The organism is Ideonella sp. (assembly GCF_041914305.1).
Lineage (GTDB): Bacteria > Pseudomonadota > Gammaproteobacteria > Burkholderiales > Burkholderiaceae_C > Ideonella.
The window spans coordinates 116,489-139,234 of record NZ_JAYSDQ010000018.1 but is presented as its reverse complement, the minus strand read 5'-3'; the positions used below and the strand labels follow the sequence as shown (position 1 = coordinate 139,234).

20 protein-coding genes are annotated in these 22,746 nt (G+C 69.7%); 8 read left to right on the top strand and 12 right to left on the bottom strand.

Features of this window, described 5'->3' with window-relative positions; all coding sequences use genetic code 11:
- Window positions 1-11: 11 nt before the first annotated feature.
- The 3 genes from ACE3SG_RS22155 to ACE3SG_RS22145 all read left to right on the top strand — a co-directional run bounded on the left by ACE3SG_RS22155 (window position 12) and on the right by ACE3SG_RS22145 (window position 3,054).
- Entirely contained in the window at window positions 12-896 is an 885-nt protein-coding gene (locus ACE3SG_RS22155) for a carbohydrate ABC transporter permease (protein ID WP_374568393.1), read from the top strand.
- Window positions 897-934: 38 nt separating this feature from the next.
- Window positions 935-1,981 (top strand): ABC transporter ATP-binding protein, encoded by a 1,047-nt coding sequence (locus tag ACE3SG_RS22150; RefSeq protein ID WP_374568412.1) that lies wholly within the window; start codon window positions 935-937, stop codon window positions 1,979-1,981.
- 68 nt (window positions 1,982-2,049) lie between these two features.
- Window positions 2,050-3,054, top strand: coding sequence for a LacI family DNA-binding transcriptional regulator (locus tag ACE3SG_RS22145; RefSeq protein ID WP_374568392.1), 1,005 nt, complete (start codon window positions 2,050-2,052; stop codon window positions 3,052-3,054).
- A 15-nt stretch (window positions 3,055-3,069) separates the two neighbouring features.
- On the opposite strand, the gene ACE3SG_RS22140 is transcribed toward ACE3SG_RS22145, so the two are convergent.
- Both ACE3SG_RS22140 and ACE3SG_RS22135 read right to left on the bottom strand, forming a co-directional pair.
- Entirely contained in the window at window positions 3,070-5,889 is a 2,820-nt protein-coding gene (locus ACE3SG_RS22140) for a transporter substrate-binding domain-containing protein (RefSeq protein WP_374568391.1), read from the bottom strand.
- Window positions 5,890-6,077: 188 nt separating this feature from the next.
- Complete coding sequence (locus ACE3SG_RS22135; RefSeq protein WP_374568390.1) at window positions 6,078-7,238, bottom strand: HPP family protein; 1,161 nt, start codon at window positions 7,236-7,238, stop codon at window positions 6,078-6,080.
- A 114-nt stretch (window positions 7,239-7,352) separates the two neighbouring features.
- Here ACE3SG_RS22135 and ACE3SG_RS22130 point away from each other — a divergent pair, with 114 nt between their 5' ends.
- Both ACE3SG_RS22130 and ACE3SG_RS22125 read left to right on the top strand, forming a co-directional pair.
- Complete coding sequence (locus tag ACE3SG_RS22130) at window positions 7,353-7,577, top strand: DUF3606 domain-containing protein (RefSeq protein ID WP_374568389.1); 225 nt, start codon at window positions 7,353-7,355, stop codon at window positions 7,575-7,577.
- Window positions 7,578-7,656: 79 nt separating this feature from the next.
- Window positions 7,657-7,863 (top strand): YjfB family protein, encoded by a 207-nt coding sequence (locus ACE3SG_RS22125; protein ID WP_374568388.1) that lies wholly within the window; start codon window positions 7,657-7,659, stop codon window positions 7,861-7,863.
- 35 nt (window positions 7,864-7,898) lie between these two features.
- On the opposite strand, the gene ACE3SG_RS22120 is transcribed toward ACE3SG_RS22125, so the two are convergent.
- Window positions 7,899-9,035 (bottom strand): hypothetical protein, encoded by a 1,137-nt coding sequence (locus ACE3SG_RS22120; RefSeq protein ID WP_374568387.1) that lies wholly within the window; start codon window positions 9,033-9,035, stop codon window positions 7,899-7,901.
- Window positions 9,036-9,112: 77 nt separating this feature from the next.
- Here ACE3SG_RS22120 and ACE3SG_RS22115 point away from each other — a divergent pair, with 77 nt between their 5' ends.
- Window positions 9,113-11,086 (top strand): sensor histidine kinase, encoded by a 1,974-nt coding sequence (locus tag ACE3SG_RS22115; RefSeq protein WP_374568386.1) that lies wholly within the window; start codon window positions 9,113-9,115, stop codon window positions 11,084-11,086.
- Window positions 11,087-11,114: 28 nt separating this feature from the next.
- Here ACE3SG_RS22115 and ACE3SG_RS22110 read toward each other — a convergent pair whose 3' ends face one another.
- The 6 genes from ACE3SG_RS22110 to ACE3SG_RS22085 form a co-directional block, all read right to left on the bottom strand.
- Window positions 11,115-11,687 (bottom strand): cold shock domain-containing protein, encoded by a 573-nt coding sequence (locus ACE3SG_RS22110; protein WP_374568385.1) that lies wholly within the window; start codon window positions 11,685-11,687, stop codon window positions 11,115-11,117.
- 134 nt (window positions 11,688-11,821) lie between these two features.
- Window positions 11,822-12,955: an acyl-CoA dehydrogenase family protein gene (locus ACE3SG_RS22105; protein WP_374568384.1), complete on the bottom strand. Its 1,134-nt coding sequence runs from the start codon at window positions 12,953-12,955 to the stop codon at window positions 11,822-11,824.
- Between the two features lie 11 nt (window positions 12,956-12,966).
- The gene (locus ACE3SG_RS22100; protein WP_374568383.1) at window positions 12,967-14,169 is read right to left on the bottom strand and encodes an acyl-CoA dehydrogenase family protein; all 1,203 of its coding nucleotides are present in this window, start codon (window positions 14,167-14,169) and stop codon (window positions 12,967-12,969) included.
- 152 nt (window positions 14,170-14,321) lie between these two features.
- Window positions 14,322-14,792: a hypothetical protein gene (locus tag ACE3SG_RS22095; protein ID WP_374568382.1), complete on the bottom strand. Its 471-nt coding sequence runs from the start codon at window positions 14,790-14,792 to the stop codon at window positions 14,322-14,324.
- Between the two features lie 52 nt (window positions 14,793-14,844).
- Entirely contained in the window at window positions 14,845-15,516 is a 672-nt protein-coding gene (locus ACE3SG_RS22090; RefSeq protein WP_374568381.1) for a TIGR02281 family clan AA aspartic protease, read from the bottom strand.
- Window positions 15,517-15,526: 10 nt separating this feature from the next.
- On the bottom strand, window positions 15,527-16,027 hold the full coding sequence (locus ACE3SG_RS22085; protein ID WP_374568380.1) for a YajQ family cyclic di-GMP-binding protein: 501 nt from the start codon (window positions 16,025-16,027) through the stop codon (window positions 15,527-15,529).
- Between the two features lie 120 nt (window positions 16,028-16,147).
- Here ACE3SG_RS22085 and murB point away from each other — a divergent pair, with 120 nt between their 5' ends.
- Window positions 16,148-17,182: a UDP-N-acetylmuramate dehydrogenase gene (gene murB, locus ACE3SG_RS22080; RefSeq protein ID WP_374568379.1), complete on the top strand. Its 1,035-nt coding sequence runs from the start codon at window positions 16,148-16,150 to the stop codon at window positions 17,180-17,182.
- Window positions 17,183-17,210: 28 nt separating this feature from the next.
- Here murB and ACE3SG_RS22075 read toward each other — a convergent pair whose 3' ends face one another.
- The 3 genes from ACE3SG_RS22075 to ACE3SG_RS22065 form a co-directional block, all read right to left on the bottom strand.
- On the bottom strand, window positions 17,211-19,550 hold the full coding sequence (locus tag ACE3SG_RS22075) for an ATP-binding protein (RefSeq protein WP_374568378.1): 2,340 nt from the start codon (window positions 19,548-19,550) through the stop codon (window positions 17,211-17,213).
- 69 nt (window positions 19,551-19,619) lie between these two features.
- Window positions 19,620-20,153 (bottom strand): molybdopterin-dependent oxidoreductase, encoded by a 534-nt coding sequence (locus tag ACE3SG_RS22070; RefSeq protein ID WP_374568377.1) that lies wholly within the window; start codon window positions 20,151-20,153, stop codon window positions 19,620-19,622.
- A gap of 76 nt (window positions 20,154-20,229) precedes the next feature.
- Window positions 20,230-20,769: a hypothetical protein gene (locus ACE3SG_RS22065; RefSeq protein ID WP_374568376.1), complete on the bottom strand. Its 540-nt coding sequence runs from the start codon at window positions 20,767-20,769 to the stop codon at window positions 20,230-20,232.
- Window positions 20,770-20,968: 199 nt separating this feature from the next.
- On the opposite strand from ACE3SG_RS22065, the gene ACE3SG_RS22060 reads away from it, so the two are divergent.
- A complete protein-coding gene (locus tag ACE3SG_RS22060; protein ID WP_374568375.1) occupies window positions 20,969-22,663 on the top strand; it encodes a long-chain fatty acid--CoA ligase in 1,695 nt (564 codons plus the stop codon).
- Window positions 22,664-22,746: the final 83 nt, after the last annotated feature.

Here is a 22,746-nt window from a genome sequence, read left to right as displayed (position 1 = left end):
ACACTCCCACCATGCTTGCCGTCAAGCCTTCCGGACGTCGTCGCGCCCTGCCGCGCCCGGCCCGCATCGGCATCTACGCTTTCCTGCTGACCGCGGCGGCGTTCTTCCTGCTGCCGCTGTACGTGATGCTGGTCACCTCGGTCAAACCGATGGAGGAGATCCGCCTCGGCCACATCTTCGGGTTGCCGATGAAGATGACGCTGGAGCCGTGGGCGCAGGCGTGGTCGGCCGTCTGCACCGGACTGCAATGCGAGGGCATCCAGGGTGGCTTCTGGAACTCGGTCGCGATCGTCGTGCCGAGCACGATCGTGTCGATCCTCGTCGGCGCGCTCAACGGCTATGCGCTGTCGTTCTGGCGCCCGCGTTTCAGCGGCGGGTTGTTCCTGTTGCTGCTGATCGGCGCTTTCGTGCCCTACCAGGTGCTGATGTTTCCGCTGGTGCGGGCGTTCGCGTCGATGTCGCTGTTCGGCACGCTGCCGGGCATCGTGCTCGTCCACACCATCTTCGGCATGCCGGTGATGACGCTGCTGTTTCGCAACTACTACGCCACCGTGCCGCGTGAGCTGTTCATGGCCGCGCGCATCGACGGTGGCGGCTTCTGGCGCATCTTCGTGCAGCTGATGCTGCCGATGAGCCTGCCGATCATCGTGGTCGCGGTGATCATGCAGGTCACCGGCATCTGGAACGACTTCATCCTCGGCCTGACCTTCGCCGGCCGCGAGCACCTGCCGATGACGGTGCAGCTGAACAACGTCATCAACACCACCACCGGCGAGCGGCTGTACAACGTCAACATGGCGGCCACGCTGCTGACCTCGTTGGTGCCGCTCGTCATCTACCTCGTGTCCGGCCGCTGGTTCGTGCGTGGCATCGCCGCCGGTGCAGTAAAGGGCTGATCGTGTCCAGCGTTTCCATCCAACAACTCGGCGTGCGCATGGGCGCCGTCAACATCCTCGAACAACTCGACCTGGCGGTGCAGGAAGGCGAATTCCTCGTGCTGCTCGGCCCTTCGGGCTGCGGCAAGAGCACGCTGCTGCACAGCATCGCCGGGCTGATCGACGTGGACGCCGGCAGCATCCACATCGGCGGCAAGGACGTGACCTGGGCCGACCCGAAGGACCGCTCGATCGGCATGGTGTTCCAGTCGTATGCGCTGTACCCGACGATGAGCGTCGAGCGCAACATGAGCTTCGGCCTGCGGGTGGCCGGCTTGCCCAAGCAAGAGATCACCAAGCGTGTGCAGCGCGCCTCGAAGATGCTGCAGCTCGACCCGCTGCTGGCGCGCAAGCCCGCGCAGCTGTCGGGTGGCCAGCGCCAGCGCGTGGCGATCGGCCGCGCGCTGGTGCGCGAGGCCCAGGTCTTTCTGTTCGACGAGCCGCTGAGCAACCTCGACGCCAAGCTGCGCACCGAGCTTCGGCGCGAGCTGAAGCAGCTGCACCGCGAGCTGGGCGCGACGATGATCTACGTGACGCACGACCAGGTCGAGGCGATGACCTTGGCCAGCCGCGTGGCGGTGATGCGCGGTGGCCGCATCCAGCAGATCGGCGCGCCGGGCGAGGTCTATGCGCGGCCGGCCAACATGTTCGTCGCCGGTTTCCTGGGCTCGCCGAGCATCAACTTTGTTCACGGCCGCCTGGCCGGCGCGATGGGCGCCGGCACCACTTTTCGTGCCGGCGCGTTCGAAGCGGCGCTGCCGCGCGAGGCCTTCTTGAATGCGCCGGCCGCTGATGGCGACGCGGTGCTGGGCGTGCGGCCGGAGCACATCTCGCTCATGCCACCCGGCGAAGCGCACATCCCGGCCGAGGTGACGCTGGTCGAGCCGATGGGCTCGCACCAGGTGGTCTGGCTCGACATGCAAGGCCAGAAGATCGCCGCGATCGTCAACAGCGCGGTGCCGCCCGAGGTGGGCGAGCGTGTCGGCGTGGTGATGGACCTGGACCGCGCCTGCCTGTTCGACCCGCGCAGCGAAGAGCGGCTGTAGCCCAGACTGCCGCCGGAGTCCCTCTATGATCGGCCGGCGAACCGCTTCGGGTTCGGCGGGCAGGGACGATGGCAACAATCAAGGACGTGGCGCGGCTGGCAGGCGTGGGTGTGGGCACCGCGTCGCGCGTGATCAGCGGCAAGGGCTCTTTCTCGAAAGACGCGGCCGATCGCGTGGCGGTGGCCGTCAAGCAACTGGGCTTTCGGCCCAGCGCCACGGCGCGCGCCTTGTCGCTGCGCAGCACCGGCACCATCGGCGTCTTCGTGCCCGATTTCAAGGGCCCTTACTACGGCCCGCTGCTGCACGCGATCGACACCGAGCTGCGCCAGTACGACCGCCACATGGTGGTGGCCAACGGCTGCGGCCACGACGACCGGCGCCAGCAGGCGCTCGACGGCGTGCGGTTTCTGATCAGCCGCGATTGCGACGGCGTCATCATCAGCAGCACCGCGCTGAAAGATGCGGACTTCATGCAGCTGCGCGACGGCTACCCGCAGCTGGCGGTGGTCAACCGCGAGGTCAAGGGCATGCGCAGCAACTGCTTCACCGTCGACCACCGCGCCGCCGGCCACCTGGCCGCGCGGGCCTTGCTCGACCAGGGCCACCGCCGGTTCGCGGTCGTCTCCGGCCCCACAGCGGCCAGTGACAACAAGCAGCGGCTGCAGGGCTTTTTCGATGCACTCGGCGAGGCCGGCCTCGAGGCCGCGCAGGTGCCGGTCGAAGATGGCGACTTCACTGCGGAAAGCGGCTGGGAGGCGGTTGAGCGCCTGCTCGCGCGCGGCCAAGCCTTCACCGCGCTGTTCTGCGCCAACGACCAGATGGCGATGGGCGCGCTGAGCTGCCTGCAGCACCGCGGCATCGCTGTGCCGCGCCAGGTGTCGGTGCTGGGCTACGACGACACCGACGTGGCCGCCTTCCTGTCGCCACGCCTGACCAGCGTGCACATCCCCGTCGACGAGATGGGCCTGAACGCCTGCCGCATGCTGCTCAACAGCTGCTACGGCATGACGCTGAAGATCTCGCGCGAATTCGAGCCCACCGTCGTGCAACGCGACTCGGTGGCCAAACCATAGGGCCGCAGGCGCTGTTCAAGAAGGCCGCGGGCTCTCGAGCCACCGCTCCAGCATCGCCTGCAGCTGCTGCGGCGGCGCCGGCTTGCCGATGAAGTCGTTCATGCCGGCCTGGCGGCAGCGTTGTTCGTCCTCGGCGAACGCGCTGGCGGTGACCGCGATGATGGGCACCTCTGCGCAGTGGGTGAGCTGGCGGATGCGGCGCGTGGCTTCCAGGCCGTCCATGCCCGGCATGTGCACATCCATCAGGATCAGCGAATAGCCGGTCGCGGCCGCCTTGGCCACGGCCTCGCTGCCGTTGGTGGCGCAGTCCACCGCGATGCCGGCGTTCGACAGGGTGGCCACGCCGATTTCGCGGTTCACCGGGTCGTCGTCGACGAGCAGGACGCGCGTTGCCGCCAAGGCGCGGGGCGGTAACGCGCGCGCCGGTGCTACAGGGCCGTCGCCGGCCATGGCCGCCGCGCCGGCCTGCTTGCGCAGCCGCACAGTGAACCAGAACGTGCTGCTCTCGTCGGGCACGCTCTGGGCCCCGGCTTCGCCGCCCATCAGCGTGGCGAAGTGCCGGGTGATCGACAGCCCCAGGCCGGTGCCGCCGAAGCGGCGCGTGATGCCGTTGTCGACCTGCTCGAAGGCGGTGAACAGCCGTGTCATCCGGTCGGGCGCGATGCCGATGCCGCTGTCGCGCACCGACAGGCGCAGGTGGGTTTCGGCGTCGCCGTCGTCCAGCACCTCGATGCGGATCTCGACCGTGCCCGCTCCGGTGAACTTGACGGCGTTGACGGCGTAGTTGAGCAGGGCCTGCTGCAGCCGGGTGTGGTCGCCGACCAGGCCGGCGGGCAGGGGCGGGATCTGCCTGCTCAGCTGCAGGCCTTTGGCCTTGGCGTCGCATTCGACCATCGCGATCACGTTGTCGACCACCGCCTCGATGTCCAGCGGCTCTTCGCGCAGGACGAACTTGCCGGACTCGATCTTCGACAGGTCGAGCACGGCGCCGATGGTCTCCATCAGGTGGGTGCTGGCCTGCTCGAGCTGCATCATGCGCCGGTCCTGCTCGGGCGACAGGCCGCCCGTGCGCACCAGGTGCGACAGGCCCATGATCGCGTTCAGCGGCGTGCGGATCTCGTGGCTCATGTTGGCCAGGAACTCGGCCTTGGCCCGCGCGCCGGCCTCGGCCTGTTGCTTGGCCTGCATCAGCTCTTGCGTGCGCTCGGCCACCTTCTGGTCGAGCCCGCGGTTCAGGCGCGTGAGGTGCCGGTTCCAGGCCAGCGCCAGCAACAGCAGCATCGCCGCAGCGGCGACGACCGCGCCCACCCACCGGGCCAGCAGCGCGGTGTCGACGGCCTTTTCGTAGCGCACCGCCGTCCAGTGCTGGATGATCTCTTGCCGCTTCTCTGGTGGCAGCGCATTGATCGCGCGCTGGAACAGGCTCTTCAGGTAAGGGTCGTCGTTGCGCACGGCGATCTGCATCGCCAGGCGCTCGTTGAGCTGCGAGGCAACCTTCAGGTCGGTCATCCCTTCGACCAACAGGTGGCGGTTGGCGATCGGCAGCGCGCCGATGAAGCCGAAGATCTCGCCGTGCTGGACCTGGCGCAGGCCGTCGGTGACGTCTTCATATTCGACGATCGTGATGCCGGGGATGCGGGCCTTGATGGCCGGCAGGGCGCCGAAGCCCCGGACCGCGCCAAAGCGCTGGTGCAGGTGGGGCCCGATGTCGGTGAAGTAGGGCTGCGTGCTGCGGGTGACGACCACGATCGGGAAGACGGCGTACGGCGTCGTGAAATCGAGGTAGGCACGCCGCTCGGGCGTGTCTTGCGCGAACGAGACGAGGTCGCAGCGCCGCGCCTTCACGTCTTCGAGGGTCTCGCTCCAATTGTGCGAGGCGACGAAGCTCAGCTGCACATCCATGGTCTGCGCCAGGCGCGACACGATGTCCGGCCCGATGCCGACGGGGGTGCCGTCGCGGGTCACCTCGCTCAGCGGCGCACCGGCCGGCGCGCTGCACACCCTCAGCTGGTGGTGCTTGGCCAGCAGGTGGCTGCGCTCTGCGGCGCTGAGGGCGATGTGGCCGGCGGTGCGGCCGAACAGCAGGTCGACCGCGGCCTTCGACATCCAGCGCTCGGCCAGGCTGGCCCGCTCTTCGACGGTGGTGCTGGCGATGGCGCGGTTGAGCATGGCGGCCAGCAGCGGTGCGTCCTTGCGCAGCGCGAAGCGCGACGGCGTCTGCGCGTTGTCGATCGAGCCGACGACCGCCAGGTCGGCGATCGAATGTGCCGCGATCTGGTACTCGACCACCGCGGTGGTCTCGATGTAGGCGTCGGCCTGGCCTTGCGAGACCAGCCGCAGGCAATCGCTGGTGGTGGCGCAGTCGACCCGCGTCGCCGAGATGCCGCTGTCGCGGATGATCTTGTCGGCGATGTTGTGCGATTCGACGGCGATGCGCCGGCCGTCGAGCGAGGTGATGTCGGGAAACGCGGCGCCCGACCGGGCGACGATGGCCTTGGTCGCATACCGGTAGGGCTCGGTGAACAGCATCGCCTTCTCGCGCTCGGGCGTGCGGGCGATGTCCGGCACGATGTCCAGGCTGCCATCGGCCAGCATCTGCAGGCCCTGCGCAAAGGTGGCGGGCACGTAGGTGACCTGGGTCAGGCCCATCTTGCGCAGCAGCAGGCGCAGGTACTCGACCGTGAAGCCGCTGGCCTGGCCGTCCTTGTAGTACTCGAAGGGCGGGCGCTCGACGATGAGGACGCGGATGGCGGGCTGTGCCCGGACGAAGTCTTGCTCGGCGGGAGACAGGCTGATGCCGGCCGGATCAGCCGCGTGCCCGGCAGCGGGCAGCATGAGCGCCAACAGCCACAGAAGTCGGAACAGTCTTGCCGCCGTCACCCGTTCCCTCGCGCCGCGGACGATCAAGGGGCGAACTACCGATGTTGCCGACTGCCGAACCGCTGCCAACGAGTGTAGCGATTCGAGGGCTGCACGCAACCAAGGGTCAGCCAGCAGTGGCCGCTCGCGGCAGGCCTTTCTTCTCAGCTTGCCTGCGCGGCGGCGGCGGCGGCCTCGGCGTCCTGCCGGCACAGCGCCGCCACCAGATCGGACTGGGTGATGATGCCGACCAGCCGGCGCTCGCCGTCGACCACTGGGATGTGGTGGTGGCCGGTGCTGGCGAACAGCGGCACCAGCTCACCGAGCGGCTGGTCGGCGCGGGCCACGCGCACGTCGGTGCTCATGATCTGGCCCACCGCTTCGGCCTTGTCGGTGTGCATCGTCCGGGTCGGGCTCAGCAGCGTCTGCAACCGGTGCACCCAGCCGTCGTGCAGGTCGAGCACCGGGTCAGCCATGAAGTCGGCCAGCGTCACCACGCCGATCACGCGCGAGGCGCGGTCGATCACCGGCAGCGCCTTCACGCGGCGTTGGCGCAGCAGCCGCCAGGCCTCTTGCAGCGGCGTGCCGTAGTCGACCGAGATCGGCTCGCGCGACATGACGTCGGCGCAGCTCAGCCGGCCCATGCGGCGGCGGTAGCCCTCGACCTCGGCCTCGGCCAGCAACGCCTGCAGGTCGTCGGGGCTGACGTCCAGCACCTGGTTGTAGCGGACCAGCGCGGCCTGCAGGTCGCTCGCCGCGGTGCGCGGCTCGGCGGTGCCGGGCGCGGCCACCACCGGCCGCTGGCCGTGCGGGTAGCGGCGGCCGGTCAGCGTGTTGTAGGCGATGCCGGCCAGCACCAGCAGCATGCTGTTGGCCGCCACCGGGTACAGCGCGAAGGCTGGCTCGTGCACGCCGGTCAGCACCATCAGCAGCGCGCTGGCGCCGCCCGGCGGGTGCAGGCAGCGCAGCGCGAACATCGAGGCGATCGCCAGCGCCACGGCGACGCCGGCGGCCCATTCCGACGTGCCCAGCAGGTGCACGCAGGCCACGCCGATCAGCGCGCACAAGGTGTTGCCGGCGACCACCGCCCAGGGCTGCGCCATCGGGCTGGACGGCACGCAGAAGACGAGCACCGCGCTGGCGCCGATCGGCGCCACCAGCCAGGCCGCGGTCGCCCCCATCTGCGGCGCCAGCCAGTGGCAGAGCCAGGCGGTCAGCAGCATGCCGACCGCGGCCCCGCCGACACAGCGCCAGCGCTCGCGCGCATCGACGGCCAGGCGGCCGGGCAGGAAATCGAGCCACCACGAATGACCCAGGTTCGACATCGTCACTTCACGTCCACGGCCGCGACCGACACAGAAAAGGCAGGCATCGTAGTCGACCGGTGCCCGGCCACCGGGAACACGCCTTGCCGGCCTGGCGGCAACCGGAGCCGCACGATGAACCACCCCGTCCCTCACGCCTCAGCCACCCAGGCCGCCGCCGACCCGCAATCCCATGCCCATGTCGACATCGACGACAAAGCCGCGGTCGACCGCTGGAGCCAGGCCCTGGGCACCACCGACGAAGCCCTGGTCAACGCCGTGAAGGCGGTTGGCACCCGCATCGACAAGATCAAGGACTACCTCGCCGCCGGTGGTGCGGGCAGGCAATCGGGCGGGTGAGTGCAGCCGCTGCAAAAGCAGCTCAAGCTCGGGCCCGCATCGGCCGACAACCCGATATACCGGATCGTCAGGCCACCTCATGAACATCGCCAACAGCCCCAGCGTCTCGACCGCCACTGCCGCGGCCTCGCAAGGCCCCACGGGCGACGCGGTGCAGATCCTGGTCTTGCGCAAGGCGCTGAACACGCAGGCGGCCGGGGCGTTGGCCCTCATCGAGGCGATACCGCAGCAGCCCCAGCTGGCCATCGAAGGCTCGGTGGGCCGCCACGTCAACACCTACGCCTGAGCGCACACGGCGCCCGGGCGTTCGCCGCACGGGCCCTAGTCCAGCACGACCGGCAATGTCTTGCCGTTGCCTTGCCATTGGCCGGTGATGGTGTTGCCGCGCACTGTCAGGTTCAGCTCGGCCTTGTTGCCGTCGGCGTCTTCGGTCAACGCCAGCGTGTTGCCGCTGCGCTTGCCGTTGAGCGGGATCATGCGGCCGTAGCGCTCGTAGAAGTAGCGGCCGGCCAGCGAGCCGTCGCTGTTCACGCGGTCCAGTTGCAGCGTGACCGCGGCGCCGCCGATCTTGCCGTGCAGGATCTGGCCGAAGGCAGACGCCGGCGGCGGCGCATCGCCCTGGCCCAGCACCAGGGTCTTGCCATACGGGGTCAGCCACTTCGCCAGGTCTGCCGCGGCCAGCGGGGTGTCGATGTCGCCCACGTCGTCGAGCGCGCGGCTCGCGTGGTTGCTGCAACGCTCGGTGTGCAAGACCAGGCCGTTGTCCGGCAGGCTGAAGCGGGCGTGGTGCAGGCTCGAGGCGTCGCGCGGCTGGTTCTGCTCGCGGTCCAGGCAGTCCTGGTTGAGATCGATCCGCTGCTGCAAGTCCTCGATGACGTCGGCCTTGGCATGGGCCTTCCGGGCGGCGGCCAGGTCTTTGTTCAGGCTCTTCAGCTGATCGGCATAACGTTGCCCACGGTCCTTGCCGACCCGCGCGGCAACGGCTGGCAGCGACGCCGGCGCGATCAGGTCACCGAGCGCCAGCAGGCGGCCATTGCGGGCGTCGAAGCTGTAGATCTGCTGGTAGTTCTCGCAATACGCACCGCAGCCCTCGATGTCGAAGGCGATGGCCAGAACACGGGCGTCGTTGCGGGTGAGTTCGAATTCCTGCGACGAGGTGCCGTCGGGCAGTTGGTCGGGCCGGGGCGCAAACGATTCGCCGGGCTTGGCCGGCGGCGCCATGCCCATGAGGCTGACGAACAGCATGGCGGTGATGCGCGCCCCGACGGCGGGCGGGTCGGACACCACGAAGGGCATCTTGACCGAGCCGTCGGCCCAACCCGAGGCGTAGGCCGGCAGGTCCTTGGCCCCGGGCGGCGCCTTCATCGTCAACGAACGGACCTGCAACGGGGCGGCGACCACCACCGCGGCGAAGCACACCAAAGAAGCGGCCAGGGTGCCGCGGGCGAATGTGTTCATGGGCTTGATTCTGGCTGCGTCGAGCGATCGGGGGCAGTCTGCATTGACGGCCGAGGTGGCGGCACTAAACTGGTTTCGTGCCGCAAGCTGTCAGCGTCTCGGCGCCCGATTTGATCGACCAGGCTTGGGATCGGTTCTCACTCGACCCCTCGGGCTGTGTCGCGTTGTGCCACCAGGCGGTGGAGGCAGCGCGCGCGGCGGGCGACACCGTGTCCGAAGCCTTCGGGCTGGCGTTGGAGGCCTTGACCCGCGCGGTTCGGCGCGGGCACGAAGGCACTGCGGCGTTGCGGGCCCTGATCGACACGACACGCCAGCGCTGCGAGCAACTCGGCAGCGCCCCGGCCGCATGGTTGTGCGACGACGCCTTGGCGCGTGTCGAGATCACCGCCAACCAGCTCGACCAGGCCGGCGCGCGACTGCAGGCCAACCTTCAGCGGGCCGGGCGCGCTGACCGCGAGCGTTATGTCACGCTGCATGCGTTGCAGCGCCTGGCCGAGCACCGCGGCGATTTCGACGAGGCGCTGCGCTCGAGCTACGCGCTGATCGAGCTGGCCCGCGGCATGGGCCGCCCGCTGCCGCTGGCCAACGCGAAATTCAAGCTCGCCTGCCTGCAGCTGAACCTGCTCGACCTCGAGCATGGCATGCCGCTGCACGACCAGGCGCAGGCCGAATTCGAGGCTGCCGGGATCACGGCCATGCGCGCATCCAACCTGAATTCGCAGGTCCTGACCAGCCACTTCCGCCGCGCGCCGCAGGCCGGCTATGCGGCGCTGCAAGCCTGGCTGGCGCAGCCGCAGGCGCAGGACCCGGGCCTGCGCCACATGCTGGCGACCCCGATCGCGCTGGCCTATATCGGCGTGGGCCGGCTCGACGAGGCCGAGGCGGCCCTCGAAGCAGGCGAGCCGATGCTGGAGCGCGAATGGCCCGACCAGGTCTGCATGCGCATCTGGGTGCGTGGCCGGCTGCGCTGCGCGCAAGGCCGCCACGCCGAGGCGCGCGACATGTGCCAGCGCTTCCTCGACAGCGGCGAACGCACCTCGCCGGCCAATCTGCTGCAGCTGCATTCGGTGATCGCCGAGGCGCGAGAGGCGCTGGGCGACTTTCAAGGCGCCTTGCTGGCCACCCGGCAGGCAATGGCGACGATGACGCCGATGGTGGGCAACAGCGCCCGTGCGCACTACCAGTCGATCCAGATCGAGCGGCAACTCGCTGGCGCGCCGGCGACGCCCGAGCGCGATGCGCAGCGCCTGCTGGCCCTGCAGCGCGCGGTCGAAACACAGGAGCGCGAGACCCAGCGGCGCATCCAGGAAAGCGCCACGCCGACACCGGCCGCCGCGCCCGACCCGCAACGCCGCTTCGTCGCGCAGGTCAGCCACGAGATACGCTCACAACTCAACGGCCTGCTGGGCATGACCTCGCTGCTGATGATGTCGGAGCTCGACGAACGGCAAAGCCGCTACGTGTCGCTGGCGCGCACCTCGGCGCAAAGCCTGCTCGAGCTGGCCAACGACATCCTCGACCTGGCCAAGCTCGAGGCCGGCCGCTTCGAGCTGGAGCTGAAGTACTTCAGCCTGCGCGAGCTGCTGGCCGAGGTGGCGGGCCTGTTCGAGGGCGAGGCCCAGGCCAAGGGCGTGGCCTTGCGCTGGGCGCTGCGGCCCGAGGTGGCCGACGCGCGGCACGGGGCGCCGTTGCGGCTGCGCCAGGTGCTGACCAACCTGGTTGCCAACGCCTTGCGATTCACCGACCGGGGCTCGGTGCAGATCCAGGTCGACGAACCCACCGGCGGCCGCATGCGCTTCGAGGTGATCGACAGCGGCATCGGCCTGGGCGATGGTGCGGCGCAGCGCCTGTTCAACGAGTTCGTGCAAGAGCCAGACCATCGCGGCGGCACCGGCCTGGGTCTGGCGCTGTGCCGCCAGCTGGTGCAGCACATGGGCGGCGAGATCGGCGTGGCCAGCACCCCCGGCCGCGGCTCGACCTTCTGGTTCGAGCTGCCACTGCCGCTGGCCGAGCCCAGGGGCATGGGCGACTCACTGCAACGGCTGGGCTGACCCGCGCTGCGCAGGTACCCAGGCCGGGCTACCTCGCGAACGGGCCCGTGCACCACTGCTGCTCGCAGGGTGTGCCGTCGCGGTCGCCGTCCATCTCCACGCCTGGGCAGTGGGCGAGAAACCACTGGGCCTCTGCGCACGAGGTCATCTGCGAACAGTGCACACGCCCGTCGCATCGGGCACCGGCCGGTGCAGCAGGCGCCTGGCTGTTGGTCGCTTCAGCGGGCGACGCGCTCGTGAGCGCCAGCCGGTGCGGGCTGTCCATGACGTGCCGGTAGGCATACACCCCCAGCGCGAACAGCACCACCATCACCATCAACGGGCCGACCCAGCTGCGCCGGTGCCCCCGCGGCTCTGCTGCCGGTCGACGGGCCTTTGGGGCCTGCATGCCGATTGCCGCTCGTACGACCCGCACCGCCTGAGGCTTTCCGTCCTTGCCGCGGCCGAGCTCGTACTGCAGCGACTCGCCCTCGGTGGGGCGGCTGCCGCCGTTCGGAAACGCGCTGATGTGGACGAACAGTTCACGCCCGCCGTGCGTGGGCGCAATGAAGCCAAACCCCCGGTCGTCGTGCCAAGTGCGCAGAATGCCAGTGAAGCGCATGGGCTCTCACCATAGCGCGAATCGGGGCGCGCGCAGCGCCGCCCCCTCCAAGCGGCGTGCGCGGATCCGGCTTTGCCGGTCCGCTGCGCGAGCCCCCTCGGGGGGCAGGCCCCGGAAGGGGCCGTGGGGGCCTATCACACCAACGCGCCAGCCGTTTCCTGCATGCGGGCCGACACCTCGCCCAGGTGGTGCAGCGTGTCGCCGAACTGCATCTCGATCATCGTCAGTCGCTTGAAGTAGTGGCTGGCGATGTACTCGTCGGTGACGCCGATGCCGCCATGCAGCTGGATGCACTGCTGGCCGACGAAGCGGGCTGCGTTGCCGATCTGCACCTTGGCCTGGGCGATGGCCTGGCGGCGGCGCGATTCGGGGTCGTTCAGGCGCAGCGTGGCGTAGTAGCTCATCGAGCGGGCGAGTTCGAGCTGCATCTTCACGTCGGCGATGCGGTGGCGCAGCGCCTGGAAGCTCGACAGCGTGGCGTTGAACTGCTTGCGCGTGTTCATGTAGTCGACCGTGATCGCGACCAGCTTGTCCATCACGCCGACCGCCTCGGCGCACAGCGCCGCGATGCCCACGTCGACGCCCTGCTGCAGCGCGGCCAGGCCGTCGGTGGTGATGAGTTGCGCGGAGGTGTCGGCCAGCGTCAGCTCGGCGGCGCGGGCGCCGTCTTGCGTCGGGTAGCCGCGCACCGTGGCGCCGGCGGCGCCGCGCGACACGAGGAACAGGGCGATGCCGGTGTCGTCGTCATCGGCGCCGCCCAGGTTGGCCGGCACGATGAAGGCGTCGGCTTCGTCACCGGCCGGCACGATGCTCTTCACGCCGCTCAGGCGGTAGGTGTCGCCCTGCGCCGTGGCCCGCGTGGCGACGCGGTCGAGGTGGTAGCGCGCGCCGCGCTCCTGGTGCGCCAACACGACCAGCGCCGAGGCGTCGGCCACCTTCGGCAGCCATTCGGCCTGCAGCGCCTCGGGCGCGTGGGCCAGCAGGGCCGGTGCGATCAGTGCGCCTTGCGCCAGCGGCGCGTTGACCAGGCCGCGGCCCAGCTCTTCCATCACCACCATCGCCTCGACCGGGCCGAAGCCCATGCCGCCGTGCGTGTCAGGCACGGCCAGCCCGGTCAGGCCCAGCTCGGCGAGCTCGTGGTAGACCTCGCGCGTGGCGCCACCGGCCTTCGCAATGCCATGCCGGCGCTCGAACGCAAAACCCTTGTCGACCCAGCGGGCCACCGCGTCGCGCAGCGAGACCTGGTCGTCGGTGAAATCGAAATCCATCTTGCTTCCCCTCAGGCGCCGAGCACGGTTTGCGACACGATATTGCGTTGGACTTCGTTGCTGCCACCGTAGATGGTGGTCTTGCGGAAGTTGAAGAAGGTGCTGGCCAGCGGCGCGCAGTGCGCGGCGCCGCCGGGCCACGCGCCACCGAGCGCCTGGTCGCCCTGCCAGCCGGCTTCCATCGCTTCGTGCATGAACGGCACGGCGAACGGGCCGGCGGCCTGCATCATCAGCTCGGTGTAGCGCTGCTGGATTTCGCTGCCGCGGATCTTCAGCAGGCCGGCGATGTCCAGGCTCTGCTTGCCGCTCTTTTCGGCGCTGAGCACACGCAGCACCAGCATCTCGAGCGCGACCACGTCGACCTCGAGCAGCGCGATCTGGTCGCGAAACCGGCTGTCGTCATAGACGCCTTCGGTCTTGGCGATGCGCTTCAGCCGCTCCAGCTCGCGCTTGGCGCGGTTCACATCGGCGATGTTGGTGCGTTCGTGGGCCAGCAGGTGCTTGGCGTAGGTCCAGCCCTTGTTCTCTTCGCCGATCAGGTTCTCGGCCGGCACCTCGACGTTGTCGAAGAAGACTTCGTTCACCTCGTGCTCGCCGTCGAGCATGATGATCGGCCGCACGGTCACGCCGGGCGACTTCATGTCGATCAGCAGGAAGCTGATGCCGGTCTGCGGCTTGCCTTCGGTGCTGGTGCGCACCAGGCAGAAGATCCACTCGCCGTATTGGCCGAGCGTGGTCCAGGTCTTCTGGCCGTTGACGATGTACTTGTCACCCTGGCGCTCGGCGCGCGTCTTGACCGAGGCCAGGTCGGAGCCCGAGCCCGGCTCCGAGTAGCCCTGGCTCCACCAGACCTCGCCCGAGGCGATGCCGGGCAGGAAGCGCTTTTGCTGCTCGGCCGAGCCGAAGGCCATGATGACCGGGGCCACCATCACCGGGCCGAAGGGCACGATGCGCGGCGCGCCGGCCAGCGCGCACTCTTCTTCGAACAGGTGCTTTTGCACCGCGTTCCAGCCCGGCCCGCCGAACTGCTGGGGCCAGCCATAACCCAGCCAGCCCTTGGCACCGAGGATCTTGGCCCAGCGCTGCATGTCGTCGCGCGTCAGGCGCAGCGAGTTGAGCACCTTGTGGCTCAGGTCGGCCGGCAGGTTGGTGCGCACCCAATCGCGCACTTCGTGGCGGAACGCCTGTTCTTCCGGCGTGAGGTTCAGGTCCATCGCGGCTTGTCTCCAGAGGCGAAATGCGGTTGGCTGCTGCGGCATCACGTCGCTGCGTGCGACATGAGCCTACGCCCACCCTGGGTTCTAGCACGATCGTGCTATTTGACCTTGTCCCTCTGGCGACAAACTCCCCTCGACGGGGCTGCCGTTTACTCGACCCGTTTGACCTTGGCGGTGCGGTTGGAGGTCTCGAACTCCAGGTAGAACACCCCCATCAGACCGCGCCGGATCGTGACCTTGGGGTTGGTGGCGTTCATCACCGCGTTGCTGTCGTCGGCGATCTGCCAGACTTGGCCGTTGGCGAGCTTGATGCGGTCTTTCGGGCCCCAGCCGTCGAAGCGTCCGTCGATCTGGCTGTCGATCGAATCGGCCGAGATGGCGCGCACGGATTTGGCCTCGAAGCCGAACTTGGCCGGATCGGGGGCCGCCGGGGCGGCGGTGGGGGCCGCGGCGGCGGCGCTGGTGGCCGGAGCCTTGGCGCTGGGCAGCGGCAGCGCGTCGTAGCAGGCCAGGCGTTGGGCGGCGTCGGTGATCGCGCGGCAAGCCTGCAGGGTGGGGGCGTTCTCGGCGAGGGCCGGGCCGGCGGCGAGCGCCAGCGACAGCAGGGCAAGGTGTCTCATCGGTCTTCGAAGGTTGGGCGGGTCGGGGCCGTGACGGTACCCCAAGGCCGCGTCAGGGTTTCTTTTCGAGCCGCATCGTGTCGCCCTCGCGCCGCATGTTGAAGCGCGACAGGAAGTTGTTGCCCAGCAGGATGAACGGCATGTTGGCCTGCACCACGCCGGCACTCAGGTTGTAGACCTCGACATCGCCGATGCGCACCGAGTTGAGGTTGACCTCGTAGACCGGCGCGTTGCCGCCGGCGGTGCTGGCCATGCCGCGCCGCCCGTTTTCAAAGCGCAGGCCCAGCCGCTGCGCATCGGCCACGCCCATCGAGATGACTGTGGCGCCGGTGTCGACCATGAAGTTGGCGCTCTTGCCGTTGATCGAGCCATTGGCCATGAAGTGGCCACCGGGGCCGGCCGGCAGCACGATCTCGCCGCCGCCACCACCCCCGCCACCACCGCCGCCCAGGCTGACCGGCGACGCGCCCAGCCGCACCGAGAAGGGCTTGCCACCGATCAGCACCACCGCCTCGTCGGTGCCGATGCTGCGCAGCGTGACGCCGCTGACCGTCTGGCCGACCGCCACGGTGCGCATCTGGCCGTCGATGACCAGGATCGCCTTCGAGCTGCCCAAGGTGCCCGACAGCAGCACACTCTGGGCGTGGGCCGGGGCCACCAGCCACGGCGCCAACGCCATCGAAGAAAGTTTCAGCGCGAAGCGGCGGCGGGGCAGGTGGGGCATGAGGGGCGGGTCAGTCGCGGAAGTTGTTGAAAGACAGCGGCACGTCGGGCACGTCCTTGCGCAGCAAGGCCATCGCGGCCTGCAAGTCGTCCCGCTTGGCGCCGGTGACACGCACCGCGTCGCCCTGGATGGCGGCCTGCACCTTCATCTTGCTTTGCTTGATCAGCGATTGGATCTTCTTCGCCGTCTCGCTGTCGATGCCGGCCTTCACGGGAACGACCAGTTTGAGCTTGTCGCCGCCGAGCTTTTCGGGCTTGGCGGTCAGGTCGAGAAAGCGCACGTCGACATTGCGCTTGCTGAGCTTGGCCATCAGCACGTCCTTGACCTGGCTCAGCTGGAAGTCGCTGTCGGCAAACAAGGTCAGCGTCTTGTCCTTGCCTTTGTCGGCCAGCTCGATCCGGGCGTCCGAGCCCTTGAAGTCGAAGCGGGTGCCGATTTCCTTGTTGGCTTGTTCGGTGGCATTGCGCAATTCCACCAGGTTGGGTTCGAGGACGGTGTCGAAGCTGGGCATGGTCTGGCGTGGGGAAGACGGTGTCGAAAGGGGGCCCGTGAGCCTGCGAAGGGGGTGAACCGCGGCCGGTCCCTGGGGCCGGCGCGGCGGTCGCGCAGGCCGATCAGCGAAAATTCTGCCATGCAGGACCCTTCCGCGATCACCGTCGAGCATGATGCGCCTTTGCGCCAGCACAACACCTTCGGCCTGCCGGCCACGGCGCGGCGGCTGGTGCGCATCACCAGCGAGGCAGATGTTCGCCGGGTGCTGGCCCACCCCGAGCTGGGCCGGGCGCCCAAGTTCGTGCTGGGCGGCGGCAGCAACGTCATCCTGACGCGTGACATGCCCGAGCTGGTGCTGAAGGTCGAGGTGCGCGGCATGCACTGCGTGGCCGAGACCGACCGGGCGGTGATCGTCGAGGCTGGCGCGGGCGAGCGCTGGCACGACCTAGTCGCCTTCACGCTCGACCAGGGCTGGCCCGGGCTCGAGAACATGGCGCTGATCCCCGGCACCGTGGGCGCCGCGCCGGTGCAGAACATCGGCGCCTACGGGCTGGAGCTGCAAGACCGCTTCGAATCGCTCGACACGGTCGACCTGGTGACCGGCCGCACCGTGACGCTGAACGCCGCGCAGTGCAAGTTCGGCTACCGCGACAGCCTGTTCAAGCATGCGCTGGCCGGCAAGAGCGTGATCACCCGCATCCGCCTGCGGCTGCCCAAGCCCTGGCAGCCGGTGCTGGGCTACCTCGACCTGGAGCGCAAGATGGCCGAGACCGGCAACCACGCGCCCGACGCCCGCACGGTTTTCGACTGGGTCTGTGCGATCCGCCGCGCCAAGCTGCCCGACCCGGCCGAGATCGGCAACGTGGGCAGCTTCTTCAAGAACCCGCTGGTCACGGCCGAGCAATGCCGCGACATCATCGCCCGCGACCCGCACGTGGTGCACTACCCGATGGACGATGGCCAGTTCAAGCTCGCCGCCGGCTGGCTGATCGACGCCTGCGGCTGGAAGGGCAAGGCCATCGGCCACGCCGGCGTCTACGAGAAGCAGGCGCTGGTGCTGATCAACAAGGGCGGCGCGATCGGCTCCGAAGTCGTCACGCTGGCCAAGGCGATCCAGGAGAGCGTCTACGGCCGCTTCGGCATCCGGCTGGAGCCGGAGCCGCTGATCGTCTGACGCTGTCGCGCTGCCTGCGCGGGACAAGTCAGGGCACGAATTCGAGCCGCCGGCACAGCGTGTGGCTGGCGGCCCAGGTCTGGCGCAGCGCGGCAGCAGCGGCATCGGCTTCGGCGGCCGACCAGCCGCCCCGGTGGTGCTCGATGGCCTCGGCCTGCGCCGCCAGCGCAGCCAGGCCGAGCAATTGCGCCGCCCCTTTGAAGCGGTGGGCCAAGGCGGGCAGGGCGCCCGCATCTTGCCGCGCGAAGCCGGCCAGCAACTCGGCATAGGCCCGGCTGTCATCGGCGAAGAAGCCGCTCAGCAGCGGGCGCAGCGAGGCCAGCGAGATCAGGCCGCAGAGCTCACCCACGGTGCGCAGGTCCAGCAGCGGCGGCTCGGCCGTGGCCGCGGTGGCGCGGGGCGGCGAGGGCAGGGTGTCGGCGGCCTCGGGCAGCCGGGGGCGGGCCGCCAGCTGCGGCGGGGCATCGGCCGGCGCGGGGCCGGTGCGGCCGAACAGCTGCAGCAGCAGCGCGTCCAGCTCGGGGGTCTGGAACGGCTTGGTCAGGTGCCCATCGACGCCGGCCTCGCGCATGCGCTCGCGCGTGGCGTCGAAGGCGTCGGCCGTCACCGCCACGATCTTGACCTGGCCCAGCGGCGCCGGCATGGCCCGCAGCGCGCGCGTTGCGCTCAGGCCGTCCATCACCGGCATGTGCACGTCCATCAGCACCAGGTCGGGCAGCGCGCGCTCGGCCTCGGCCACCGCCGCCGCGCCGTTGTCGGCAAAGCGCACCTTGTGGCCGGCGCGCTCGAGCAGTGTGCCGATGTACTGGCGGTTGACCGAGTGGTCTTCGGCCACCAGCACGTCCAGCGGCCGCGGCAGGTGGCGGGCTCCGCCGGCGGCGGCCGGCGCTGCCGCCGCGGTGGGCCCCGGCAGCGCGGTCAGTACCGGCAGCGGCAACTCGAGGCTGAACTCGCTGCCCTGGCCGGGTTGGCTGTCGACATGGATGTCGCCGCCCATCAGCCGCGCCAGCCCGCGCGAGATCTCGAGGCCCAGCCCGGTGCCGCCGTGGGCGCGGGTCACGCTCGTGTCGGCCTGCATGAAACGCTCGAACAACTGCCCGCGGGTCGCGTCGTCGATGCCGATGCCGGTGTCGCGAACCTGGAACGCCAGCCACTGCTGGCCGGGCTGCACTGCCCGTGCGCCGGGCCGGGCGGCCACCGGCACCACGCGCAGCGTCACCTCGCCGGTGTCGGTGAACTTGATCGCGTTGGACAGCAGGTTGAACAGCACCTGCTTGAGCCGGGTGCCGTCGGCCACCACCGCGGCCGGCGCGCCGGGCTCGACCCGCACGGTCAGGGCCAGCCCTTTCGCTTCGGCGGCCGGGGCCATCACCGTCTGCACCGCCTGGACCAGCGCGGCCAGGTCCAACGGCGCCAGGTGCAGGGTCAGGCGGCCGTGCTCCAGGCGCGAAACGTCGAGGATGTCGTTGAGCAGCGCCAGCAGGTGTTCGGTGGATTCGCGTGCGGTGCGCAGCGAGCGGCGCTGCGCGTCGTCGAGCCGGCTGTCGTCGAGCAGGCTGAGCATGCCGAGCACACCGTTGAAGGGCGTGCGCAGCTCGTGGCTCATGTTGGCCAGGAACACGCTCTTGCTGTCGTTGGCCACCTCGGCCGCGGCGCGGGCGCTGTCCAGGCCGCGCGCCAGCTCGGCCAGCTCGGCCTCGCGGCGCGAGGCTGCGCGCAACTGCTGCACCAGCAGCAGCGCGAAGCCCACCGTGGCCAGCATCTGCAGAAAGGTCAGGGCCAGCGTCGTGCGCTGGTGCTCGTGCAACTGGCGGTCACGCTGCTCGCTGCGCCGCACCATCGCCTGGCTGGACATCAGCGACAGGCCGTGCACCGGCGTGGCCAGTTCGCCCAGGTCGGCCTGCAGGCGGGCCACGTCGTCTGGCGACAGCGGCGTGCTGACCTCGTCGGACAACAACGGGTCGGCGCGCTGCACGAACGCGTTCAGCCGCCCCAGTGTGGCCAGGTGCTGCGGCGTGATGGGCAGGTCGGCATGCACCTGCTTGGGGTCGACCAGCGTGATGCGGCTGACGAACAGCTCGTAGCGCTCGCGCAGGTGCGCGGCCTGCTCGGCCGAGGCGGGCCGGTCGGTCGGCATCGCGCGCAGCGCGTCCTGCAGCGCGTGAAATTCGGCTTCGAGCTGGAAGAAGCTCCAGGTGATGTTGTTGTCGGCCAGCGTGGCGGCCTGCCCGATCATGCCGTCGAGCCGGGCCTGCAACCAGACCGTGCCGACCAGCATGCCGATCAACACCACGCCGACGCCCCAGACCAGCCGCCGCGCGGCCCAATGGCGCCAGCGGGCCCACAGGCTCGGCTCGTGGTCAGCCATGCGGTCTTATGGCCGCGATCGGCCCGCAGGGCCTGCAGGCCTGCGCCTTCAGCGGCCGGCGGGCAGGGTTCACGGCTGCACGATCAGGCTGCGCAATTGCCAGGCCGAGCGGGCGTAGTAGCGGTCCGAGCGCAGCCGGGCATCGGTGTCGAAGGGGTAGACGATGAACAGCGGCCCCTTGTCGCGCACCCGCATCGGCTCGCCGTTCTGCAGCCGCGCCAGCACCACGTCGAACTGCGTGGTGTCGTCGGTGGGGATGTCGCAGCGGTAGTCGTTCAACGCCACCGCGACCAGCAGCTTGCCGTGGGCACCGGCCTGCGCCAGCACATCGCGCAGCAGCGGGCCGGTGAAGGTCTGCGCACCCTGGTGCCAAGGGGTGTGGGTGACGAGCTGGCGCTGCGGCAGCGCAGCCAGCATCTCGAGGTCGAAGTCGGCCCGGTCGGGGGCGTTGGTGTGCATCACCAGGCCGCTGATCGACAAGACGACCTTGCCTTGCGGCGGCGCCAGCGGCGGCAGTGCGCCGGTGGGGGCGGTGTTGGATGTGTTGGCAGCGCGCGCGGCACTGCAGGCCAGCAGGCCCACCAGGCATTGACGGCGGCTCAACAAGAGGTGGGGCATGACGTGCAAGAAGCGAAAAGGCGATGCGGCCTCGCCGCATCCATCGATGGTCCGAAGAATTCTAGGCGGCGCGCGGTGGCGAAGGCCTCGGCGCGGCACCGGGCGCCCGGGGGCTGGGGGCGCTCAGGCTGCCGAGCGCCTTTTGCAGCACGCGGGCATCGTTGCTGGCGCGGTGGCGGTCGATGCGCAAGCCGGCGCGGGCGCGGGCACAGGCGGCGTCCCAGCGCTCGATCTGCTGTTCGTCCAGCAGCTCGCGCAGGTGGCGCAGGCGAAAGGCCGGCGTCAACCCGGCGCTGTCGTACAGGCGGGCGAGCCAGGCGAAATCGTGGGCCCAGTTGTCGCAGTAGACGCTGCATCCGCCCAGGTGTTCGTTCAGCAGCGCGGCCACCTCGGGGGCGGGCCGGCCGTGGCGCAGCAGCAGCTCGCGCGTCAGGCCGTGCAGGCGCTCGGCGGTGTCGTCCCAGTGGGTCCAGTCGTCGCCCGGTCGCACCAGTGTGCAGCGGGCGTAGCCATCGGGCAGCACGAAGCCGACCTCGATCGGGTAGCTGCCGCGGCCGAAGCCCGAGGCCTCGATGTCGATCACGCAAGGCAGGGTCGTCATCGTCGTGGGCGGTGGGACTGATCTGCCCGAATGTAGCGCCGGTGCCGGTCGGCCGCGAGTCTTTTGTCGCCAGCGTGACAAGGGTCACTCGGGTGGCCCCGGTGGCGGGCCGGGGCCCGCCGGGCTATACCCTTGCAACGTCGCGCCGTGATCGGTGCCCCTTCGTGTTGCCCGCCCTCCATTCAGACCCTTGCCCACCATGATCCCTGCCCATCGCCCGCACCTGACGCACTGGCCGCGCCGTCTGCCGCTGGAGCTGACCGTGCCCGAGACCACGCTGTGGTTCAACCTCGAGGTGTCGGCGGCGCGCTACCCGAACAAGGTGGTCACCTGGTTTCTCGGCCAGCCGATGCGCTATGCCGAACTCAAGGCGCAGGCCGAGGCGCTGGCCGGCTGGTTGCAGGCGCAAGGGGTGCGCAAGGGTGACCGCGTGGCGCTGTTCCTGCAGAACTGCCCGCAGTACCTGGTGGCGTTCTACGCGGTGATGCGGGCCGATGCGGTGGTGGTGCCGGTCAACCCGATGAACCGGGTCGACGAGTTCGGCCACTACATCACCGACCCCGAGACCAAGGTCGTGATCTGCGCCGCCGACCTGGCCGGCATCGTGGCCGAGGCCGATGCGCGGCTGCCGCAGGCCCAACGCCTGAAGGCCGTGCTGGTGACGCGTTATGCCGACATGCTGCCCGCCACCATCGACCCGGCCCTGACGCCGCAGCCGGCGGTCGAGCAATGGCTGCGTGCCGACCCAGCGCTGCCAGTCGGCGCCACGCGCTGGGCCGAGGCCTTCGCCGCGGGCCTGGCACCCGCCGGCCCGCCCGAAGCGACGGTGGACGACATGGCGCTGCTGCCCTACACCTCGGGCACCACCGGGCTGCCCAAGGGGTGCATTCACACCCACCGCACGCTGCTGCCGAACGCGGTGGGCGGCGCGCTGTGGGGCTACGCTTGCGCCGAGTCGATCAGCCTGGCGGTGGTGCCGATGTTCCACATCACCGGGATGATGTATGGCGTGATCGGCTCGGTGATGTGCGGGCTGACGATGGTGCTGCTGCCGCGCTGGGACCGCGAACTCGCCGGCCGGCTGATCTCGCACTACAGGGTCACGCACTGGACCTGCATCCCGACGATGATCATCGACCTGTTCGCGAGCCCCAACTACAAGAGCTTCGACCTGTCGAGCCTGTTGTACCTGTCGGGCGGCGGCGCGGCGATGCCCGAGGCGGTGGCGCAGCGCCTGCTCGACGAATTCGGCCTCAGCTTCGCCGAAGGCTACGGCCTGACCGAGACCGCCGCACCGAGCCACGCCAACCCGCCCGAGCGCGCGAAGCTGCAGTGCCTGGGCATGCCGATCTTCGGCGTCGACTCGATGGTGGTCGACCCCGAAACGCTGCAAGAAGTGCCGGTGGGTGACACCGGCGAGATCGTCACCAGCGGCCCGATGGTCTTCAAGGGCTACTGGAAGCACCCCGACGCGACCGAGGCGGCCTTCGTCGAGCGCAACGGCCGCCAGTACTTTCGCACTGGCGACCTCGGCCGCATGGACGAAGACGGCTACTTCTTCCTGACCGATCGCCTCAAGCGCATGATCAACGCCAGCGGCTACAAGGTCTGGCCGTCGGAGGTCGAGCTGCTGCTCTATGGCCACCCGGCGGTGGCCGAAGCCTGCGTGATCGCCGCGAAAGATGCCTACCGCGGCGAAACCGTCAAGGCCATCGTCGTGCTGCGCGCCGATGCCAAGGGCAGGGTCAGCGAGCAGGACGTGATCGACTGGGCCCGCGAGCACATGGCCGCCTACAAGGTGCCGCGCATCGTGCAGTTTGCCGACGTGCTGCCCAAGTCGGGCTCGGGCAAGGTGATGTGGCGGATGTTGCAGGAGGCCGAGGCCAAGGCCTGACGATCGCTGCGCATCCCTGCTGCGGAAACGCTTACACCCTGGTACGCCGGCAAGAGCCGACCCCGCCTAGCATGGTGCCCCGG

Coding starts and splice junctions, on each gene's coding strand:
- ACE3SG_RS22155 (WP_374568393.1), top strand. CDS start 12: ATGCTTGCCGTCAAGCCTTCCGGACGTCGTCGCGCCCTGCCGCGCCCG.
- ACE3SG_RS22140 (WP_374568391.1), bottom strand. CDS start 5,889: ATGCTGCCCGCTGCCGGGCACGCGGCTGATCCGGCCGGCATCAGCCTG.
- ACE3SG_RS22095 (WP_374568382.1), bottom strand. CDS start 14,792: ATGAGACACCTTGCCCTGCTGTCGCTGGCGCTCGCCGCCGGCCCGGCC.
- ACE3SG_RS22100 (WP_374568383.1), bottom strand. CDS start 14,169: ATGGACCTGAACCTCACGCCGGAAGAACAGGCGTTCCGCCACGAAGTG.
- murB (WP_374568379.1), top strand. CDS start 16,148: ATGCAGGACCCTTCCGCGATCACCGTCGAGCATGATGCGCCTTTGCGC.
- ACE3SG_RS22130 (WP_374568389.1), top strand. CDS start 7,353: ATGAACCACCCCGTCCCTCACGCCTCAGCCACCCAGGCCGCCGCCGAC.
- ACE3SG_RS22120 (WP_374568387.1), bottom strand. CDS start 9,035: ATGAACACATTCGCCCGCGGCACCCTGGCCGCTTCTTTGGTGTGCTTC.
- ACE3SG_RS22150 (WP_374568412.1), top strand. CDS start 935: ATGGGCGCCGTCAACATCCTCGAACAACTCGACCTGGCGGTGCAGGAA.
- ACE3SG_RS22065 (WP_374568376.1), bottom strand. CDS start 20,769: ATGACGACCCTGCCTTGCGTGATCGACATCGAGGCCTCGGGCTTCGGC.
- ACE3SG_RS22125 (WP_374568388.1), top strand. CDS start 7,657: ATGAACATCGCCAACAGCCCCAGCGTCTCGACCGCCACTGCCGCGGCC.
- ACE3SG_RS22075 (WP_374568378.1), bottom strand. CDS start 19,550: ATGGCTGACCACGAGCCGAGCCTGTGGGCCCGCTGGCGCCATTGGGCC.
- ACE3SG_RS22085 (WP_374568380.1), bottom strand. CDS start 16,027: ATGCCCAGCTTCGACACCGTCCTCGAACCCAACCTGGTGGAATTGCGC.
- ACE3SG_RS22060 (WP_374568375.1), top strand. CDS start 20,969: ATGATCCCTGCCCATCGCCCGCACCTGACGCACTGGCCGCGCCGTCTG.
- ACE3SG_RS22105 (WP_374568384.1), bottom strand. CDS start 12,955: ATGGATTTCGATTTCACCGACGACCAGGTCTCGCTGCGCGACGCGGTG.
- ACE3SG_RS22090 (WP_374568381.1), bottom strand. CDS start 15,516: ATGCCCCACCTGCCCCGCCGCCGCTTCGCGCTGAAACTTTCTTCGATG.
- ACE3SG_RS22135 (WP_374568390.1), bottom strand. CDS start 7,238: ATGTCGAACCTGGGTCATTCGTGGTGGCTCGATTTCCTGCCCGGCCGC.
- ACE3SG_RS22145 (WP_374568392.1), top strand. CDS start 2,050: ATGGCAACAATCAAGGACGTGGCGCGGCTGGCAGGCGTGGGTGTGGGC.
- ACE3SG_RS22110 (WP_374568385.1), bottom strand. CDS start 11,687: ATGCGCTTCACTGGCATTCTGCGCACTTGGCACGACGACCGGGGGTTT.